The sequence below is a fragment of the Chondromyces apiculatus DSM 436 genome, assembly GCF_000601485.1.
GTDB classification, from domain to species: domain Bacteria; phylum Myxococcota_A; class Polyangia; order Polyangiales; family Polyangiaceae; genus Chondromyces; species Chondromyces apiculatus.
In genome coordinates, this window is the sequence record NZ_ASRX01000002.1 from 336,097 (window position 1) to 357,074 (window position 20,978).

The 20,978-nt window shown below is 70.8% G+C and carries 10 protein-coding genes; 5 read left to right on the top strand and 5 right to left on the bottom strand.

The features are described from left to right. Positions 1 to 180 precede the first annotated feature (180 nt). A complete protein-coding gene (locus tag CAP_RS01655) occupies positions 181 to 3,627 on the top strand; it encodes a protein kinase domain-containing protein (RefSeq protein ID WP_156040392.1) in 3,447 nt (1,148 codons plus the stop codon). A gap of 133 nt (positions 3,628 to 3,760) precedes the next feature. Here CAP_RS01655 and CAP_RS01660 read toward each other — a convergent pair whose 3' ends face one another. From CAP_RS01660 to CAP_RS01680, 5 genes are all read right to left on the bottom strand, one after another. Continuing rightward, entirely contained in the window at positions 3,761 to 4,534 is a 774-nt protein-coding gene (locus CAP_RS01660) for an SAM-dependent methyltransferase (protein WP_044235154.1), read from the bottom strand. A gap of 3 nt (positions 4,535 to 4,537) precedes the next feature. Continuing rightward, positions 4,538 to 4,768, bottom strand: a complete 231-nt coding sequence (locus tag CAP_RS01665; protein ID WP_044235156.1) for a hypothetical protein — start codon at positions 4,766 to 4,768, stop codon at positions 4,538 to 4,540. 155 nt (positions 4,769 to 4,923) lie between these two features. Further along, positions 4,924 to 5,871, bottom strand: a complete 948-nt coding sequence (locus CAP_RS01670) for a tetratricopeptide repeat protein (RefSeq protein WP_081864446.1) — start codon at positions 5,869 to 5,871, stop codon at positions 4,924 to 4,926. Between the two features lie 87 nt (positions 5,872 to 5,958). Further along, positions 5,959 to 6,651, bottom strand: coding sequence for an apurinic/apyrimidinic endonuclease family protein (locus CAP_RS01675; protein WP_044235160.1), 693 nt, complete (start codon positions 6,649 to 6,651; stop codon positions 5,959 to 5,961). Beyond that, positions 6,651 to 7,718, bottom strand: coding sequence for a nucleotidyltransferase domain-containing protein (locus tag CAP_RS01680; RefSeq protein WP_044235163.1), 1,068 nt, complete (start codon positions 7,716 to 7,718; stop codon positions 6,651 to 6,653). The genes CAP_RS01675 and CAP_RS01680 overlap by 1 nt, the downstream gene beginning before the upstream one ends. 37 nt (positions 7,719 to 7,755) lie before the next feature. Between CAP_RS01680 and CAP_RS01685 the strand changes: the two genes are divergently transcribed. From CAP_RS01685 to CAP_RS01700, 4 genes are all read left to right on the top strand, one after another. Beyond that, entirely contained in the window at positions 7,756 to 8,418 is a 663-nt protein-coding gene (locus tag CAP_RS01685) for a matrixin family metalloprotease (RefSeq protein ID WP_197040947.1), read from the top strand. 133 nt (positions 8,419 to 8,551) lie between these two features. Continuing rightward, positions 8,552 to 10,327, top strand: a complete 1,776-nt coding sequence (locus CAP_RS43485; RefSeq protein ID WP_052373945.1) for a DUF2169 family type VI secretion system accessory protein — start codon at positions 8,552 to 8,554, stop codon at positions 10,325 to 10,327. A 481-nt stretch (positions 10,328 to 10,808) separates the two neighbouring features. Beyond that, positions 10,809 to 15,950 (top strand): non-ribosomal peptide synthetase, encoded by a 5,142-nt coding sequence (locus CAP_RS01695; RefSeq protein ID WP_081864448.1) that lies wholly within the window; start codon positions 10,809 to 10,811, stop codon positions 15,948 to 15,950. Next, a complete protein-coding gene (locus CAP_RS01700; protein ID WP_052373947.1) occupies positions 15,943 to 20,973 on the top strand; it encodes a type I polyketide synthase in 5,031 nt (1,676 codons plus the stop codon). Before CAP_RS01695 ends, CAP_RS01700 begins: the two co-directional genes overlap by 8 nt. The last annotated feature ends 5 nt before the right edge of the window (positions 20,974 to 20,978 follow it).

Sequence of the window (20,978 nt, forward strand, 5' to 3'; positions counted from 1 at the left end):
GGCACGCGCGATGCGTGGGCAGGTCGGCACGCGAGATGCGTGTGAACGTGGCAGATACGTGGGGGCCGGCTCGGCCGTGGCGCTGGCGCGTCCTGCCAGCAGGCGAAAGGTGGCGAAGTACGTCGAGACCATCGGGCTGCTTGCCGACGGCCCGGGCGCTCGCCTACGATCCGCGGTCACGTGATCGGCACGAGTCTGGGCGGGCGTTATCAACTGGTCCGCCAGATCGGTCAGGGCGGGATGGGCCGCGTGTACGAGGCGCGACACATCGGCACCGGCCGTCGGGTGGCGGTGAAGGTCATCTCCACGACCGACACGAGCGCGGTGGGGCGGCTGGAGATCGAGGCCCGGGCAGCGGGGGCGATCGAGTCGCAGCACATCGCTCAGGTGCTCGACGTGGGGATCGACGAGGCGGCCAGGGCGGCATACATCGCCATGGAGCTGCTCGTCGGCGAGGACCTGTCGCTGATCCTGTGCAGGCTGGGGTCGCTGCCGCCGATGGTCTGCCTGCGCATCGCCGTCCAGGCCTGCCGCGGGCTCGCGCGGGCCCACGCGGCCGGCGTGGTGCACCGGGACATCAAGCCGGCGAACCTGTTCCTCGCCGAGCGGGACGACGGCGAGCTGTCGCTGAAGATCCTGGACTTCGGGATCGCGAAGCTGAGGGCCGCGCCGTGGGCCTCGAAGGACGCCGCGACACTGACCAGGCCGGGGAGCATGCTGGGGACGCCGCTGTACATGTCACCGGAGCAGGTGAAGGGGCAGCAGACGCTGGACCAGCGGACGGACCTGTGGTCGCTCGGGGTGGTGCTCTACGAGGCGCTCGCCGGCAAGGCGCCGCACCAGCGAGACGCGGTGGGGGAGACCGTGGTGTCGATCTGCACGGACCCGGCGCCTGCGCTGGAGCAGGTGGCGCCGTGGGTGCCGCCAGGCGTCTCGGCAGTGGTGAGCCGGGCCCTGGAGATCAACCCTGCGGCGCGGTTCCAGCGTGCGGAGGAGATGCTGGCGGCGCTCCTGTCGCTGCTGCCGGACGACCCGTCCATTCACCGGTCGATGCTGGTGTCCATGGACGGGAGCGCGACCAGCTCGCGCGCGCACCCCGCCGCGCCGACGGTGCTCGTGGCCTCGCAGGTGGACGGCGAGGTGCCGAGGTCCGATGGGTCGACGCTGGAGGTGCGCGCGCAGTCGCAGGCGCCGCAAACGTCGCAGGCGCCGGGCGCGGTGAGCTTCGGGCTGCCGGCGCCGCTCACGAGCTTCATCGGGCGCGAGGCCGAGATCGCCGAGGCGCGGCGGGTGCTCCAGCAAGGAAGGCTCCTCAGCGTGCTCGGCCCCGGGGGGACCGGCAAGACGCGGCTGGCCATCCGGGTGGCGGGGGAGCTTGTCGGCGCCTTCGAGGACGGGGCGGCGTTCGTGGATCTCTCGTCGGTCCCCGACGCGGCCTCGATCCCGGCGGCCATCGCCGGGGCGGTGGGGGTGCGGGAGGAGCCAGGGCAGAGCCTTTCGTCGACGCTGCTGCGCCAGCTCCGGCCGCGGCGGATGCTCCTCGTGCTGGACAACTGCGAGCACCTGGTGGGCGCCTGTGCAGAGCTGACCGAGGCGATGCTCGTCGGCTGTCCAGGCCTGCGGGTCCTCGCCACGAGCCGGGAAGCGCTGTCGATCGAGGGAGAGGCGATCCTGGAGCTGTCGCCGCTGCCGGTGCCCGCCGCAGACGAGGAGATCGGGGGGGCGGAGAAGAGCGAGGCAGTGCAGCTCTTCGTGGAGCGAGGCCGCGCCGCGCAGGCCGACTTCGCGCTGACCTCCGACGTGGCCGCGTCGGTGGTGCACATCTGCCGGACGCTCGACGGGATCCCGCTCGCGATCGAGCTGGCGGCGGCGCGGCTGCGGGGGATGACGGCGGTGCAGATCGCCTCGCGCATCGAGGACCGTTTCGGGCTGCTCGACAGCGTGAGGCGCACGGCGTCGCGGCGCCAGCGCACGCTGCGCTCGCTGATCGACTGGAGCTACGAGCTGCTCACGGAGCCGGAGCGGGCCGTGCTGCGCCGGCTCGCAGTGTTCCAGGGCGGGTGGGTGCCCGAGGCCGCCGAGGCGGTGTGCGCGTTCGAGGGCGATCCGCTCGACCTGCGGCCAGGCGCGGTGACCGAGATCGTCGCGCAGCTCGTGGGCAAGTCGCTGGTGGTGGCGGTGAACCGCGCCGGCGCTGGCCGGTACCGGATGCTGGAGACGATCCGGCACTACGCGAAGGAGAAGCTCGACGAGTCAGGCGAAGCGCTGGCGACGCGCGCGCGGCACCTTTCGTACTTCCTGAAGCTCGCCGAGGCGCTGGAGCCTTCGCTGCTGAAGGAGGCGCAGCTCGACCAGCTCCGGCGCCTCGACGCGGAGCACGACAACGTGCGGGCCGCGCTGGACGCCGTGGTGGACGTGACCGAGGAAGAGCTCGCAGACACCGCGGTGGACGGGCCTGCGGACGCGCCTTCGGACGTACCTGAAGGACGAGCGGCGACGGAGCGGGAAGGGGAGGGGTTGCTCGATCCCACGCTCGCCCTGCGGCTCGCGACGGCGCTCGGGCGATACTGGTTCCTGCGCGGTCACCAGGCGGAGGGGAGCGCGAGGATGGCGCGCTTGCTCGCGCGGGTGCCGTCGACCCCTCCTGCGCTGCGGGCGCGCGCCGTGGTGGTGTTGACGGCGCTGCTGCCATGGCCCGAGAAGGACTGGCTCTCACCGGGGGGAGCGCTGGAGGCCTGCCGCGCCGGCGGGGAACCCTGGTGGCTCGCCTTCGCGCTGGCCGGTGTGGCAGAGCAGGAATTGCTGCGCGGGAACCACGCGGCAGCCCTCGCCGCGATCGACGAGGGGAGCGCGTGCGCCCGGGCGGCGGGGGAGCCCTGGATCCAGGCGCGTCTCTGCAGCGAGCGGGGGCGCTACCACCGGTCGCGGCTGGAGTTCGAGCAGGCGGTGACGCCGCTGCGGGAAGGGCTGACGCTGGCGCGACGCACCGGGGACCGGTGGCTGATCGGGGTCCTGCTGCACGCGCTGGGGCTGACCTGGTGCTTCCAGGGAGAGTACGAGGCGGCCGCGGGGCTCCTGCAGGAAGGTCTGTCGTTGCAGCGGATGCTGGGCTCCCAGGTGAGCGTCGCAGAGACGCTGAGCACGCTGGGGGGCGCGCTGCAGTTCCTGGGCCGTCACGCGCAGGCGGCGGCTTGCTACGAGGAGACGCTGAGCCTCGCGCGCGCGCTCGGCAACGAGGAGCTGGCGGCGCGCGCGTGGTTGAACCTGGCGGACAACGCGCTGCTGCAAGGGGATCTCGCCGCGGCGCGGATGGATCTGCGCGAGGGTCTGGCGCGCTGGGAAGGGATCGCGCGAAAAGAGCAGCTCGCGTGGGGGCTGCTGGGGCTCGCCGAGCTGTCCTGGCGCGAGGGGCGGTCGACCGATGCGATGCGCTTTTTCGGCGTGGAGCAGGCGCTGGAGCGGGCCTACTCCATCGGTCTCCACCCGGCCTCGCGGCTCAGGTTCGAGCGCATCCTGGAGGCGCTGCGTGCTTCCCTCGGCAAGGAGGGCGAGGGCCTCTACGAGGAAGGGCTCTCGGTCCCGCTGGAAGCGGGGATGCGCGCAGCCATGGCCTACCTGGCCACCTAGGTACTGCGTACCCTGGATCAGGGACCTTCGGTCCCTACGCTCCCGCTGGTCGCTACCCTCGTGACTTCGCTCGAACGCCGAGTCGAGGACCCGACACGAACTTGGGAAACGGAGTACTGGTACTGCGTACCCTCTAGGGGGAGACGAGCGCGAGGTAGGCGTCAGGATCGGCGGGAGCTTCGTCGAGAGGCGGGACGTAGAGGGTGGACGTGGGGAGGACGGTCGCCTCCGGGAGCGCATCGAGCGTGGTGGGGGTGAGGAGCGGAGGGCAGCCGGGGTACTCGGCGGCGGTGTAGACGATGGCCTCGTGCTCGGACGGGTAGTGGGCGACCAGGGCAGCGGTGAGGGCCCGGAGGCCGTGGATGTTGGGGAGCGCGAGGGTGTGGGCGCGGATGCCGATGGCGGCGATCTGGTAGAGCACGAGGGCGCTGCGGGGATCGAAGCGGCGACGCTGGACGAGGAAGTCGGTGGCCTCGAAGGTCTGGCAACCGCGGGCGCCCGGGTCGAGCCCGAGGTCGGCGAAGAGACAGTCCTCGGCGGAGACGCCAGGGAGCATGGTGGCGCGGATGCCCTCGGCCCGCGCTCTGCGGATCGCTTCGTGGGCCGGGGTCACGAGCACGCCGGGGTGGCCGTACATCACGAGGCAGACCCGCACGCCGCTCCGCGCCTCGGAGAGCGCGCGCTCGACCATCTCGTCGTAGGTGCTCAGCCGATCGCGGCCGAGCTGGTAGAGGTGCTCGAGGCTCTCCGCGGTGGGGTTGAGCTGCTCCAGCCACCGCCGCTGCACCGGGCCGTCGGCGGTGTAGAAGACCTTCTCGGCGTCCTGGATGGCCGCGCGCGCCTCCAGGGTGATCTGGGTGATCAGGCGGATGCCGGTCCCCACCACCGTGAGCGCACCCGACGGCATCGCTCAGCGCTTCTTGGGCATGGCCGACATGACGAAGCGCAGGCCCGCCGTGCGGGGCGTGTCGCCGATGAGCTTGCGGATCCGGTCCTCGTCGCCGCTGAGCACGAGGCTCTTCTCCTCGTCCGACAGGCCTGCTTCGTCCATGGCCGCGTCGGGGTCGGCCTGGAATTTCTTCAGGCGGTCGTTGTCACCGAGCGACAGGAAGAAGTCGACGAGCTTGGGATGAGTGGCCATGGCGTTTCCTCGGGTGCAATCCGGTCAGGAGGGCCGCGGCGCCGCCAGCAGGGAGCCGGAAGCGAAGAGCGGCCAGCGAGCAGGCCGGGAAGGCCCGATCGCCGCCGGTACGGTAGCGGTGTCGCTTCCCGACCCGCAAGCGCGAGGCGCCGTGTTCAGTAGATCTTGCGATCGAGCCGCTCGAGGCGGCGGCCCGTCCCGAGGCCGCGCGAGCGCGCCAGGGCGAGGAGCTTGGCCCCGCGAGGGCCAGCGGCAGCGAAGAAGGCCTCGGCCTGGTCGGGGTCGCCGTGGTCCGTGTACAGGTTGACGAGCTCCTGCGCGGCGGCGTCCTCGATCTGCGCCTCCAGCGAGCGGGGATCGGAGCGGCGCATCCGCACGATGTCGCGCAGGGCCTCCATGGCAGCGCGGTTGTGGCTTCGCCCGAGGCCGCGCAGGCTCCACGCCTTGAGGTAGAGGGCCCTCTTGCGCAGCCCCGCGCCGGAGCTGCGGCGCAGGCTGCCGTCGCAGCGCCACACGGCCTCGTCGAGATCGCCGTCGGCGAAGGCGAGGTTCGCGAGGGCGAGGTAGGCCTCGGGCGTGGCCGGCGCCTCGGGGTGCTCTTCGAGGAGCTGGCGGTAGCGCTTCTTGGCCTCCTCGGCCTTGCCGGCATCCTGCAGCGAGAGCGCGAGCGCGAACAGCGCGCGGGATCGCTCGGGGGCGCTCCGGAGGTCCGGCGCGTCGACGAGCGCGCGGTAGGCGACGATGGCTTCCGCGCGGCGGGCGGCGGCCTCCACCTGAAGGGCGCGGCGGCGCTTCTTGAGGAGAGGGGGAGGGGAGCCGGTGGCCTCGGCCTCGTCGAGCACGTAGAGCTGGATGGCCGCAGCCTGGTCCTGGGCACGAAGGGTCTCGGCGCGCTTCCAGAGGCGTGCCGACCGCGCGAGCGTGTCGCGGTAGGCGGCTTCTGCTTCGGCCGTGGTCGCAGGGTCGACTGCGCGGGAGGCGCACGCCGCCGAAGTGACTGCGAGCGTCAATGCCAGCGCTGGCCGCCAGAGCGCGCGCAAGGCGCGTGATGCGGCATAGCGAACGTCGCGGGGGCCCAGACCGCCGAACTCCACGATAGCCACCTCTCCCTCGTCAGGAGCGACGCACCGTCCTGCGTGCGCGTACCCTGATGGCTTACGAGAATAGGGAGGCTCCTGACCTTGGCAAGATCAAATGCAGGGCAACGCTTCAGCAGCCATCCGGATCTGGGCCTGGATTTGTGACGCTACTGCCGGGGTTTCCAGGATCATCGGCGTCTCCTTGGGGATCCAGGGTGCGACCTTCTGGAAGGCGCGCACCGAGCCCCAGCTCAGCAGGTCGTGCCGGCTCTGGGTGCTGACTTCGCTGACGTGGAGCTGGCGGAGGCGGGGGCGGAACGCGCAGGCGAGCGCGTAGGCCTCGGTCATGGTGCAGTCGACCTGCCGGGCGTGGCCCAGATCGAAGCAGAAGGAGGCCTCGGGGAGCTTCTCGAACACCGCATGAAGCTCGTCGACGGTCCGCCCGATGGGCTTTCGCTTGTCCATGTTCTCGATGACGAGCAGGGAGCCGAGCTGCCGCCAGGGGGCGAAGTCGTGAATGGTGTCCGGGTGGAGGATGATCGGCCAGCCTCGCCGGGAGAGGTCGAGCATCGCGTCGACGACGAGGGGCTCGTCCTTGCGCTCGTAGCGGCTCGGGGCGTGCACCGAGACGTAATCGTAAGGGCCGAGGTCCAGCGTGGGCGCGGCGGCGCGGAGCGACGCGACCTCGTGGAGGCGGAGCGCGGAGAGCTCGACGACCCGGGTCGCGCTGTCCGCGAGGAGCGACAGGGCGTGGGGGACGTCCCCCTTGGCCAGGGCGCCGGTGGAGAAGCCGCTCGCGCGCATCAGAAGACCCCGTGCGTTTTGATGAGCTGGAAGAGGATGTCGTCCTCGCCGAAGAAGAGCCGATCGAGGCCTTTCTGGAAGTCACGCCCGAGGGCCATCACCTCGCGGAAGACAGGGTTCTTGCCCATGTCGTCGTTGAGGGGCAGCTCCTTCAACTGGCTGCGTTTCTCCTTGTCTTCGAGGACGCCGAGGAAGGCATCGTAGGCGTCGAAGAGGATCCGCCCGGTCTCGGGCGTCACCGCGGGCCGGAGCAGCGCCTCGGCCAGGTTCTCGAGCGGAGTTCGCTCCAGCCGCTCGCGGAGCACGCGCATCAGCGCCGGCAGCAGCGGCTTGCCGGTGGTGTCCGTGAGCTGCACGTGCTGGCCGAAGAGGACGAAGCTGAAACAGGTGAGGAGCCCGCTCACGAAGATGAGCTTGCGCGACATGCGGAGCTTCGCGTTGCGGAGCGCCCACCCATCCCGGCCTTCACGCTGCTTGGAGACGAAATCGACGGTGACGGTCCGCCAGTACCGGACGATATCGTTGAGCAGCACCTGGGGGACGAGGAATGGCTTGTTCCGGGAGAACCGGATGCCGCGGTCGTCCTCGATATAACGGGAGAGCACCAGCCGGAGCACCCGCTCGTGCGCGTCCTGCTTGCCGATGGCCATCGATTCGAGGAGGAGCAGGATCCTCTGGGTCGTGTTCTTGTTGGAGTCGTCCTGTCCGCCGATCTGGTGGAGGATGGGGTGGCTGAAGGCGAAGTTGCCGAACACGCCCGTGGGTCCTGGCTCCTGGTACTTCTCGGCGCTCAGGATCCGCGAGATCTCCCGAACCTGGGTGTGGTGGGCCTCGTCGGCCTGACCATCGATCAGGAGCGTCCAGTCGAGATCGCTGCCCGAGGTGTACTCGCCCCGCGCCAGCGATCCGAAGACCACGATGCTGGTGTCGCTCGGATCCTGGGCGCGCAGCAGCTCCGCGAGCTTGCGGCGGGTCTCCAGGGAGCGCTCGCGCGCCCGGGCGAGATGAGGCCATTCCCGGCCGGTTTTCGTCTGAAGCTGTTCGAGGGTGGAGCTCGCTTCTCGCATCGGGGAGGCTGCTGAGCGTAGCATGGGTGAGGTTTCAATGAACGCTCGCCGCACCTTTCTCAGCGCTCTGGCGCTGGCTTCCGGACTTATTCTGTCACCGCGACGCGGTCTCGCCGCCAAGCCATCCCCGGCGCCGGCAGTCATCCCGCCGCTCCCGGTATCCATCGCCGTCGCGGAAGATCAGGGCCGACCGGTACAGGACACGGCCTGGATCGAGGCCCAGATGGCCGAGGCCAAGCGTCTCTTCGAGCCGCTCGGGATCCGCCTGCGCACGGTGTCGACCCGGACCCTCGCGCCTGGCCACGCGCGTCTCGAGACGCGGAGCGATCGGGACGCGCTCGTGGCCGCGCTCACGCCGAAGCAGATCAACGTCATGATCGTGGCCTCGCTGCGTGACGTGGACGACCCGAGCCTGCACCGGATGGGCGTGCACTGGCGGAACCGGAAGACGCCCTCCAGGCACTACGTCATCGTCGCGGCGAGCGCGATGCCGAGCGTCCTCGCGCACGAGCTGGGCCACTACTTCGGCCTCGGGCACAGCGACGTGGTGAACAACCTGATGAGCTACTCACGGACGGCAGGGCAGGTGTTCCTCGACGGAGCCCAGGAAGCCAGGATCCTGTCCATGGCGCGCCTCTACGTCTCCACGAAGCTGCTGGCGCCCGTGCCGGACACGCCGCCCCCAGCCGATCCGGCGTGAGGTGCAGGGCTCCGGGGGAGATGCCCGCCGCAGCACGCCCGAGCGACTGCGCGACTGCGCGATCTGACATTGGCGGTCCGCGACCGGTGCTGGAGACTGGATGCAGCCGAGCGCGCGTGGTAATCCGGCCGCCATGATCGGCGGTGGCGATTCCTGGCCAGTGCGCATCGGCGAGGTGGGGGATGTCGCCACGTCGCACGCGACGGTGGTCTGGCGGGTGCGCGGTGCGGACGAGATCCGCGTGTCGGTGATCGTCAAGGCCACGTTGGCCATCGTCCCCGAGGGAGAGATGACCCCGCGAGACGCGGATGGCCTCGCGTCGCAGGAGGTGCACTACCACGCGGACTCGCACTGCAGCCTGCGCGCGGGGAGCGACCTGGCACCCTACCTCGGGCAAGCCGAGCTGCTCGTCACAGGGCACGCCTACGCTCCCCCCGGGATGCACACCTCCGTCGCGGGAGCGCGGGTGGTCGTGCACCGGGACGGGCAGGTCCTGCTGTCGAAGACGATCTCCGTGCATGGAGATCGCTCGCTGGATCGGGACGGCCGTCCCTCCGAGCCGGCGCCCTTCCAGCGCATCCCGCTGATCTACGAGCGGGCGATGCGACATCCGGAGCTGAACCCCATCGGCGTCGATCCACGCCAGGGGGCTCCCAACCTGCTCCACGTCACGGATCCCTCGGTGCCAGCGTGCTTCGGTCCCGTGGCGCGCCACTGGCCCGTGCGTCGGCGCCTGCTCGGTTCCATGGAGCCGAGGCAGTTCGAGGGCGCACGGCTGGAGTTCCCCGAGGGCTTCGCGTGGGAGTACTACCAGGTCGCTCCTGCCGACCAGCGCCTCGACTTCCTCCAGGGAACCGAGGGCATCTTGCTCGGGGGAATGCATCCCACGCTGCCGATGGTGCGTAGCCGTCTGCCTGGGCTCCGGGCCCTTGCCTGTGTCTACCCCGATCGGGATCGAGAGGGTGAGCGGCTGCCTCTCTGGGCCGATACGCTGCACATCGACACCGACCGCCAGACCTGCTCGCTGGTGTGGCGGGGAAACTTCGCCGTGAGCGACGAGGGCGCCCTGAAGACGGCGCGGATCCGGGTCGGTGTGGAGCTCGTCGGGCATCCCATCGTGTTCCCGGGTGAAGCCGGCGGGGGACCCCGCTCCTTCAATGCTCCCTCCGAGGCTGGCTTCTCCGTCCCGCCCCCCGCGGAGGGGATGTCGGTGGTCGAGCCGGAGGCCGCGGGAGAGCCGGAGCCCCTGGAGGAGAACGCTGCAGGGGCGGGGGAGCCTGAAGAGCTGGGCGCAGACGCGCTCGAAGCCGTGGACGATGACGCCGTCGAGCTTCTCGACGACGCTGCGATCGAGGTGCTGGACGGCGCGCCTGCGGAGCCCGAGCAGGAGGCTGCGATCCCGTTGGCTGCGGACGGAGGGCTACCTGGAGCGGCAGGCGGCACGCCCGAGGAGGAAGACGAGGACATCGTCGCGACAAGGGGCATCGGCTTCCGCTCCCCTGTCCATGAGGCCCCCTCGGTACCGAGCCTCGGAGGGCCTGCTCCTTGGCCGGTGGGGCCCGCGCCCGGCGAGCCCCCCGCGTGGACACCTCCACCGGTGGAGACCGCGCCCGTGGCCCCCTCTCCCTGGGCGCCCCCGCCCAGCGAGGCCGCGCCCGTGGCCCCCTCTCCGTGGACGCCTCCCGCTGGAGCTGCGCCGGGAGGGTATCCCGCGTGGGCGCCGCCTTCGGTGACGCCAGCACCCAGCGCCCCCCCCGCATGGCATCCGCCGCCGGTCGCGCCCTCGCCGGATCCGGGGGCCTGGAGCCCGCCGCCTGCGGAGGCTTCTGCATCACCCCTGGCGAACCCGGACGACGAAGAAGACGAGATCGTCACTCCGCGGGGCAACCACCCGCACGGCCAGGGGTGACGGCAAGAGCGCCGAACGAAGTCGGACCGAAGAGCTGACTGGAAAGGCGTCGCGCACCTGCCGAGGCATGAAGGCGAAAGTGCGCTGCTCACGCTCAAGCCAGAGCAGCATGGACGGTCGACTCCCCCATGCAGCCCGGCGACGGGACATTCGGAGGGGCTCCAAGTGCACGTAATCACTTGCAGGCGTGCATCCCGGGGGTGACGCTCCTGCTCCTCCTGCCCCACGCGCCACCGTTGTCCATACAGCGCGCCACAGGTCAGTGGATGCGGACATCTGTCCGACGAAGTCGGTCAATCGGCTGCAAGGGACCCATTCGGTGGCCCATAAACAGTTCTGTCATAGCAACGTGAGTGTTCTTGACAGAGTTGAGACCAATCTTACCCTTGTCCGATAGGGGGGGAGCGTGGGCTCGACGTACGCTCCGCCGATTCGTCGCGCTCGCGTGTCTATTGTCGCCCTCGGTTCATCGGGAGGTTGCATGGGACACGTGGAATCACCACTGCTGGTGGCGTCCTCCGTCTCCAGGAGGCTTCGCCTTCACGAACTCTTCACCATTCAGGCTGCCCAGTGGCCTGACAAGGTGGCGGTATCGTTCGAGAATCGAACCCTTTCGTACCGCGCGCTCGACGAGGCCTCCAATCGGTTTGCGCACCATCTGCAGGGTCTCGGCGTCGGGCGTGGAAGCCTCGTCATCATCTGTCTCGATCGGTCCGAGGATTTTGTGGTGGCCATCCTCGGCGTGGTCAAGGCGGGGGGGGCTTACGTGCCGCTCGATCCGGCGCAGTCCGACGAGCGCCTCTCCTCCTACCTCTCCGACACCCAGGCCTCCGTGGTCGTCACTTCGGGCGCCATCGGTCGTTCCTGGCCATCCTCGGTGCGGACCGTGCTCGTCGACGAGCACGCCCACATCATTGCGAGAGAACCGGTCGAGGCGCCAGGGGGGCAGGGCTCGAGCGACGATCTGGCCTATGTCATGTTCACCTCCGGGTCCACCGGGACTCCCAAGGGGGTGATGATTACCCACCACAATGCCGTGCGGTTCATCCGTGGCATCCAGCCCTGCCTCGGCATCGAGGCGCAGGATGTGGTGGCGCTGTTCAACTCCTTCTTCTGGGATGCCTCGGTGTGGATGATGTGGGGGGCGCTCCTCCGCGGCGCGCAGCTCGCCCTGGCTTCCCTCGACGACTGCAGGGCGCTTCACCGGTTCGCGAGGCTGCTCCAGGAGCGACGGGTCACCTCGCTGCTCCTGACTCCTTCGGTCTTCCGGCAGCTCATGCCGATCATCCTGTCGAACCCGGCGGACTACGCGCTCCGCGCCATCGCCATCGGGGGCGAGATGCTGAGCTTCGCCTCGTTGCTTCCGTGGTTCGACCGCTTCGGGGACGGCCTGCCGCATCTCTTCAATGCCTACGGTCCCACCGAGATCACCGTGGCCTCCTCGTTCCGGCGCATCGCGCGTGAGGACGCAGAGTCCGACGTGGGTAGCCTCATCGGAAGACCCCTGCCGGACATGCAGTACCTGGTCCTCGATCAGGATCTTCGGCCGGTGCCAGAGGGACAGGTGGGGGAGCTGTTCATCGCGGGCGAGGGGCTCGGCCGGGGGTATCTCCGCCGTCCTGGCCTGACCGCGGATCGCTACCTCGCGTGGTTCCCGGACGGGCGCCGCATCTACCGCACCGGTGATCGGGTCCGGCGCCGAGGAGACGGAGACACCGAGTACCTCGGGAGGGTCGACGATCAGGTCAAGATCCGGGGGCACCGGATCGAGCCGCGCGAGATCGTCATGCACCTGGAGAGCTTGCCAGGCGTCTCCACGGCGGTCGTCGTCGCCCGGGGTGAGCACGACGCGAAGCAGCTCGTCGCCTACGTGGTGCCGCACGAGGGCCGGGTGCTGACGGCCGAAGGCCTGAAGCAATCCCTGCTGAGGAACCTGCCGGAGTACATGGTGCCGGCGGCCTTCGTCTTCCTGGAGCGCTTGCCCCTCCAGGCCAACGACAAGGTCGACCTGCGTGCGCTACCGGCGCCGCGCGTGGAGGTGAAGATCGGGCGGGTCCCCGAGACGAAGGTCGAGCGGGTGCTCGCGCGGCTCTTCGCCGAGGCGCTGCGGCTCCCCAGCGTCGGGCTGGATGACGGGTTTCTGGCCTCCGGGGGCGACTCGCTCTCGGCGGCCGGCATCCTCTGGGGCATCCAGCAGGAGCTAGGGGTCGACCTGCCGTTCCGTGCATTACTTGCAGCCGGGACGCTCGCCGAGCTGGCCAAGCTCGTCGAGCAGCTCGCTTGCAGCGAAGCGAGCGTTCTTTCGCCTCCTCCCCCTCTTCCGCGCAACAGACTGCTTCCGCTCTCGTCGTCCCAGGCCCAGCTCTGGCACCAGCAGCGTCGTGCCCCGGAGGTTCCGGCTTACAACGAGACGTTCGTCATCCGCCCCCGAGGCCTCCTCGACGAGCCCCTGCTGCGACAGGCGCTCCGTGGCCTCGTCCAGCGCCACGAGGTGCTGCGCTGCGTCTTCGTCGAGCAAGAGGGCCAGCCATACAAGCGGGTGCTCGCGGATGCACCGGTGGAGATCTATGCGCTCGATCTCCGGGCGCTCTCACCCGCCGAGCGCGCTTCCGTCGCGCAGGAGCAGGTGGCCGAGATCGCGCGCAGGCCCTTCGATCTGAAGGGAGGTCCGCTCATCCGCTTCACGCTCGTGAGGTGGGAGGAGGGCGAGCACCGCCTGTTCGTGACCTACCACCACCTGATCCTGGATGGCCTGGCCGTCCGGGTGTTCTTCTCGGAGCTGGAAGCCGAGGTGAACGCCCTTCGCGCGGGCCGGGAGGACATCCGACCGGCGCTCCCGCTCCAGGAGTCGGAGTACTGCGCCTGGCAGCTCTCCACCCTGGAGACCTCGCGGCCGAGGCTCGTCTCCTACTGGCAGGAGCGCCTCGCGGGTCTGCCCGAGCTGGCGCTGCCCACGGATCGCCCCCGCTCGGGCGCGCTGTCCCTGCGCGGCGAGAGCAGGAAGTGGCAGCTCTCGTCGGAGCTTTCGATGCGTGCCAGGGTGGTGGCGGCAGAGGCTGGCGTCACCCGGTACATGCTGCTGCTGGCCGCGTTCGTGGCCTTTCTCCAGCGCCACGCAGGGGGAGACGAGGTCGTGCTCGGCACCTTCGCCGGAGGACGCACCCTCCCAGGCTCGGCCTCCATCCTGGGGTGCTTCGTCAACGCGCTGGTGCTCCGGATCCAGGTCGACAAGGACGCGCCCTTCCGGGAGCTGCTGGCGCGGGTGCGCGACGCTGCCACCGAGGCCTACGCCCACCAGGACCTGCCGTTCCCGGAGGTGGTCGCGGCGGTCTCGCCCCCGCGCCACCCCGGCAAAAATCCGCTCTTCCAGGTGGCCTTCGCAGGTGACCCGCTCGCTTCTCCGGGCGGTGCAGGCTGGCGGCTGGAGCACGCGAGCCTCGATCGCGGCACGTCCCAGTTCGACCTGACGTTCCAGCTCGTGGAGCAGGAGGACGGCATGTCGCTGGTCGTGGAGCACAGCACGGAGCTGTTCGATGCGTCCACGGTCGCGCGCATGGTCCGGCGCTACCTCACCCTGCTCGAAGGCGCGATCACCGCCCTGGAAGCGCCGGTGTCGCTCAGGTCCAGGCGCGCCATAGAGCTCTTCCTGGCGCGGCGGCGCTTGCCCCTCATGCCGGCTGCCGAGCTGGATGAGATCCGGCGCTTCTCGAACGCGGTCCCTGCCCCCCCGGCCGAGGGGTGCCTGCACCACCTCGTCGAGGCGCAGGCCGCGCGGACCCCGGATGCCCTCGCAGCCGTCTTCGAGGGCGAGCGCCTCTCCTACCGGCAGCTCGATGCCCGCGCCAACCAGGTCGCCCACCTCCTGCGCGCGCGCGGCGTGCACCGCGGCACCCGGGTAGGGCTGTGCCTGGAGCGCTCCCTGTCCATGCTGGTGGGCCTCCTCGGCATCCTCAAGGCCGGCGGCGCCTACGTCCCGCTCGACCCGGTCTACCCCAGCGCCCGCCTCGCCTTCATGATCGAGGACGCTGCGCTCCCCCTGCTCCTCGCGGAGCGGCGCACGGTCGGGGTGCTGCCCGCTCACGGGGCGCGCGTGGTGTTGCTCGACGAGGCGCTGGCCGAGATCGACGCCCAGCCCGTGACGCCACCGGACGTCGCCGTCAGTCCCGACGACATCGCCTACGTGATCTACACCTCGGGCTCGACAGGCAGGCCCAAGGGGGCGCTCGTGCCCCACCGCGGCCTGTGCAACCTGGCCCCGGCGCTGATCCAGGCGTTCGGCATCCGCCCCGAGAGCCGCGTCCTGCAGTTCGCCTCGATCTGCTTCGACGCCTCCGCGATGGAGATCCTCATGGCCCTCCCGGCGGGGGCGACGCTGGTGCTCGCCCCGGCGAGCGCGCTGCTGCCAGGCCCGGCCTTGCGCCGGCTGGTGCGTGAGCAGCACGTCACCGTCACGCTGCTGACGCCCTCGGCGCTCGCGGCGCTCTCGGCGGACGGCGCGCCGGTGGACACGGAAGCGCTCCCCCTCACCACGATCATCGCGGGAGGCGAGCCGTGCCCGCCCCAGCTCGTCGCGCGCTTCGCTCCGGGCCGTCGGTTCTTCAACGCCTACGGTCCCACGGAGGCGACCATCTGCGCGACGGTGGCCTCCTGCGCGCCGGACGGGCAGCGGCCGACCGTGGGGCGTGCCCTGCCCGAGGTGCGCTGCCTCGTGCTCGACGAGCGCCTGGAGCCCGTGCCCATCGGGGTGCCCGGGGAGCTTTACCTGGGCGGCGTGGGCGTGGGCCACGGCTACCTCGGGCGCGCAGCGCTCACGGCGACACGCTTCGTCCCGGACCCCACGGGAGGAGGTCGGCTCTACCGCACGGGGGACCGGGCGCGCTGGCGAGGAGATGGCGAGATCGAGCTCATCGGCCGGGTGGACGAGCAGATCAAGCTGCGCGGGTTCCGCATCGAGCCCGGCGAGATCGAGGCCGCCCTCGCGCTCCACCCGGCGGTGAGCGCCGCGGTGGTGGGCCGGGTGGAGCTGAGCCCGGGAGAGCCTCACCTCGTCGCCTGGATCGTCCCGCGCGTGGACGCGACGGAGCCGAGGGAGACCCTGCCGGATGCGCTGAAGACCCACCTGCGGGGTCGCCTGCCGGCGCACATGGTCCCCAGCGTGATCACGGTGATCGACCAGATCCCCGTCAGCCCAGGAGGCAAGATCGACCGGGCGCGCCTCCCCGTTCCCCGGCCCGCAGGCGAGCGGCGCCCGACCACCAGCGCCCCGCCTCCGGAGGGACTCGCCGCGCTCATCGCCTCGATCTGGCAGAGCGTCTTGCGGGTCCCGGTGGTCGGGCTTCACGACAACTTCTTCGACCTGGGTGGGCACTCTCTCCTCATGGGGGAAGTGCACGCCAGGCTGGAGCGTGCGCTCGGGTCGACCGTGCCCGTGACCGCGCTGTTCCAGTTCCCCACGGTCGCCTCGCTCGCGGAGCACCTCGAAGGTGAGCGCAGCGGGACCAGCAACGACGCTTCGGGCCGGCTGGCGCTGGCCCAGGAGAGCCACGACCGGGCGGTGCTTGCCCGAGTCGCCATGCAACGAGCACGCAACCAGGCAGCAGGATGGAGGATGCGCCGTGGATAAGGAAATCATCGAAGGGATCGCGATCATCGGTATGTCGGGGCGCTTTCCCGGGGCGGGAAACGTCGACGACTACTGGCAGAACCTGCGGAACGGTGTGGAGAGCATCTCCACGGCCACGGACGCCGAGCTGGCCGCGGCAGGCGTGCCGTCCGCCGTGCGCGGGGACAGCGCCTACGTGCGCGCCCGCGGTGTCCTCGAAGGCATCGAGGACTTCGACGCTTCGTTCTTCGGGATGACGCCGCGCGAGGCCGCGCTGACCGACCCTCAGCACCGCCTCTTCCTCGAATGCGCCTGGGAAGCCCTGGAGAGCGCAGGGCACGCCCGCGACGCCGAGGGCGGCATGGTCGGCGTCTACGCCGGATCGAGCGAGAGCACCTACCTCGATCACGCCGGGCTCGCCGCGCTGCGCGGGGACCTGGCTGACCGCTACCAGGTGGACATCGCGACGGCGAAGGACTTCCTCGCCACCCGCACCTCGTACAAGCTCGACCTGCGCGGTCCGAGCCTCAACGTGCAGACCGCGTGCTCGACCTCCCTCGTGGCGGTCTACCTCGCGTGCCAGGCGTTGCTCGTCTACCAGTGCGACATGGCGCTCGCGGGCGGCGCGGCCATCGCCATCCCGCAGCGGAAGGGCACCCTGTACCGCGAGGGGATGATCCTCTCGCCCGACGGGCATTGTCGCGCCTTCGACGCGAGCGCCCGGGGGACCGTGAGCGGCAACGGCGTCGGGGTGGTGGTCCTCCGCAGGCTCTCCGACGCGCTCGCAGATGGCGACCCCATCCGGGCGGTCATCCGTGGCGTCGCCGTGAACAACGACGGCGCCGGCAAGGTCGGCTTCACCGCGCCCAGCGTGGAGGGCCAGATGACTGCCATCCTGCAGGCCCTGGCCATGGCGGGCATCGACGCCGGGTCGATCGGGTACATCGAGGCGCACGGGACGGGCACGCCGGTCGGCGACCCCATCGAGATCGCCGCGCTCACCCAGGCCTTCCAGGCCAGCTCCCCGGGCGCCCAGCGCTGCGCCATCGGGTCCGTGAAGACGAACATCGGGCACCTGGACGCGGCAGCCGGGGTCGCTGGGCTCATCAAGACGGCGCTCGCGCTGGAGCACCGCGAGCTACCCCCGAGCCTCCACTTCGAGACGCCGAACCCGCGGATCGATTTCGCCAGCAGCCCGTTCCACGTCAACGCCACGCTGTCCCCGTGGCCCAGACAAGGCGACGCGCCCCGCCGCGCCGGCGTGAGTTCGTTCGGGATCGGCGGCACCAACGCGCACGCCATCCTGGAAGAGGCGCCTCCGGCGGCGCCTTCGGGACCCTCGCGTCCTTTCCAGCTCCTGACCCTTTCCGCCAGGTCTCCCGCCGCCCTCGACGCCACGGCTGCGGCGCTCGCGCGTCACCTGGACGGCGCGGACGCGACCCCGCTCCCTGACATCGCCTACACGCTCCAGGTGGGTCGCAAGGCCTTCGCCCACCGCCGCGTGCTGGTCGCCTCCAGCGCTCTCGACGCTGCGCGCGCCCTCGAAGCACAGGCCCCCCAGCAGGTCTTCTCGGGGGAGGCTGCTCCCGAGGTGCCGCCGGTGGTGTTCATGTTCCCCGGCCAGGGCGTCCAGCACCCGGGGATGGGCCGCGACCTCTACGAGGCGGAGCCTGCCTTCCGCCGGGCGGTGGATCGCTGCGCCGAGATCCTGACGCCCCACCTGGGCTTCGACATCCGCCCCGCGCTCCACGCCTCCCCGGACGACGCCGACGCCGCGGCGCGGCTCCAGCAGACGTCGCTGGCGCAACCCGCCCTCTTCACCACCTCCTACGCGCTCGCGCAGCTCTGGAAGGCGTGGGGCGTGGAGCCAACCCTCATGGTGGGGCACAGCCTCGGCGAACTGGTCGCAGCCTGCCTCTCCGGGGTGTTCTCCCTGGAGGATGCCCTGGCCCTCGTGGCCGCGCGTGGCCGGATGATGCTGGCCCTCCCCGGAGGCGCCATGCTCGCCGTGCCGTTCCCCGAGGACGAGGCGCTCGCCCTGCTCGGAGACGACCTCTCCCTCGCCGCGGTCAACGGTCCGGAGCGGTGCGTGATCGCGGGCCCGGAGGACGCCATCGCGCGCCTCGCCGGGAGCCTCGAAGCACGCGCCATCGGTGCCCGCCGGCTGCGCACCTCGCACGCCTTCCACGCCCGCGCCATGGACGCCATCGTCGAGCCCTTCTCGGCGCTCGTCGCACGCATCCCGCGGAGCGCGCCGACGATCCCCTTCTACGCGAACCTCACCGGCCGCCTGATCACCCCCGAGGAGGCGGTGGATCCTGCCTACTGGGGCAGGCACCTCCGTGAGACCGTGCGCTTCGGGGCCACGCTCGACCAGATCAAGCAGATCCCACGCGCCGTCCTGATCGAGGTGGGACCCGGGCGGACCCTCACCGCGCTCGCGCAGCAGTCGGGGAAGAGCGCCTCGGGTCAGGTGGTGATCCCTTCGCTCACCGGCGCTGGCAGGTCCCGCTCCGAGCTGGCCTCGATGCTCGAAGCGGCGGGCAGGTGCTGGATCGAGGGCGTTCCCCTGGACAGCGCGGCGCTCTATGCAGACGAACGCCGGCGGCGCGTCCCGCTCCCCACCTACCCCTTCGAGCGGCAACGCCACTGGCTCGACGCTGCTGCACCGCCACCGGCCACGCCCTCCCCCGAGGTGCGCATCGGCGTCCATCTCGAGAGCGACCAGCAAGCGATCGTGCGCCTCGCCGACGCGGCCGAGGCCGAATCCCCCTGGGAGCACTTCCCGGAGGGCTTCGAGCGCGGCGCTGCGGAGCTGTGCTCCCGGTACATCGCCCGCTTCCTGCAGGACAGCGGCGTCGTCTTCGCGCCCGGCAGGACCTACGACCGGAACGAGCTGGTCACCAGGCTGGGGATCATCCCCAAGTTCCGCAAGTTCTTCACCTTCTTCCTGGAGACCCTCGCCGAGGACGGCATCCTCCAGCTCGACGGCGATCGGGTCGAGATCCTGAAGGACGCCGCCGCCATCGGCGACCCTGCCCCGCTCCGCGCCGAGCTGGGTCGGCGCTACCCCGACCTCGACGCGGACCTTCGCGTCCTCGACCACTGCGTCGCGCACTACGGAGACGCGCTCACCGGGCGCATCGATCCCATCGGCGTGCTCCACCCCGATGGCAGCACCGATTTCCTGCGCCCCAGCATCGAGAACTCGGTCAGGTTCTCGGGCCAGCCGACCTACTACGCGCTCCTCGAAAAGCTCGTGGTGCGGCTCTTCGAGCATTCTCCCGGGAAGAAGCTGAGGATCCTGGAGGCAGGGGGCGGCACCGGCGCGGTGACGTTCAGGCTCATGCCCGCCCTGCGCGGCCGCGACGTCGACTACCACTTCACCGATCTCGGCCGCTACTTCCTCGTCCAGGCCGAGAAACGGGCCGCGCGCGAGGGCCTCGACTTCATGCGCTTCGGCATGCTGGACGTCTCGCGCGATCCCGCCTCTCAGGGCCACGACGAGGGCGCGTACGACCTCGTCATCGCTTACAACGTCGTCCACGCCACCCTCTCCGTGACCGACAGCCTCGCCAACCTGAAGCGCTTGCTGGCGCCCGGCGGCGTCCTGCTCCTGATGGAGACGACCCAGGCGCCGCGCTGGTACACCCTCATCTGGGGCCTGGAGGTCGGCTGGTGGTACTTCGCCGACGAGGAGCTCCGCCCCAGCTCTCCCTTCATGAGCCCCGAAGGATGGGCAGGCGTCCTGCGCTCCGTCGGGTTCCCGTTCGTCGAGGTCTGCCCACCCTCTCCAGAGCGGCAGCGCAAGACGGACTGCACGCTGCTCCTCGCCCAGGAGTCCTTCGCGCCAGCGGCGCGTGAGGCAGCCTGTCCCCCCAGGGCACGAGCACCGCAGGGGAGCGCGCCCCGACAGACCCCGGACCATGGCCGGCCCGCCGCCACCCCTGCCCGCCCCGCGACCTCCGTGCCACCCCGCGCACCCCGCAACGAGATCGAGCGGCAGGTCGCGGCCATCTTCCAGGACGTCCTCGGGATGGACGCGGGCGTGAACGACGACTTCTTCGCCCTCGGGGGCGACTCCCTCATGGCCGTCCAGCTCCTCGCCCGCCTGCGCAAAGCGTTCAACGTGCCGCTCACCCAGCACGCCCTGCTCCAGGCGCCCACCATCGCGGCCCTCGCGCGCTTCTTCGCCGGCGAATCCAGCGCGCCCGAGCAGGTCGCGCTCCCGCCCGAGATCCTGGAACTACAGCGCGGGGCTCCCGGTCGGCCTCCACTCCTTCTGATCCACCCTGCCGGCGGCCACACCTACTTCTACCGCGAGCTCGTGCAGGCGCTCGGCGCCGACCAACCCGTGGCAGGTGTGCGCGCCGTGGGACTGGAAGAGGGCGAGGCTCCCTTCGATCGGATGGAGCCCCTCATCGACCACTACACCGCCGCGATCCGCGCCTTCCAGCCGGTGGGCCCGTACCACCTCGGCGGTTCATCCTTCGGCGGCGCCGTGGCGTTCGGCATCGCGAGCGCGCTGCGCGCCGCGGGACAAGAGGTCGCGCTGCTCGCGGTCATCGACTGCGCTCTTCCCGGGCGCCTCCCCGAGGAGCGCATCGAGGACGACGAAGCGCTGAGCCTCGCCTATCTCCTGCGCGTGGGCACCGGCGTGGACATCTCCGCGGACACGCTCCGGGCCCTCGACGGCAACGCGCGGCTGCGGCGCTTCCTGGAGCTCGGACGCCGCACGGCAGGCCTCCCGCAGGACGCCGACCTGCCGGACCTGCGCCGCCTGCTCGACGTGTTCCAGGCGAGCGTCCGGGCGCTCCGCCGCTACACGCCAGCGCCTTACCCCGGCAAGATCCTCTTCTTGCGGGCCCGGGAGCGCGACGCCTGGAACCCTCCCCACCCCGAGATCGGCTGGAGCGAGATGGCCGCGGGGGGCGTCGAGGTGCACACCGTGCCAGGCAACCACATCACCATGAACTTCCAGCCCCACGTCTCGGCCATGGCTGCGCGCCTGCGCGACCACCTGGTCCTCCCGTCGCGCTCCTGAGCCCG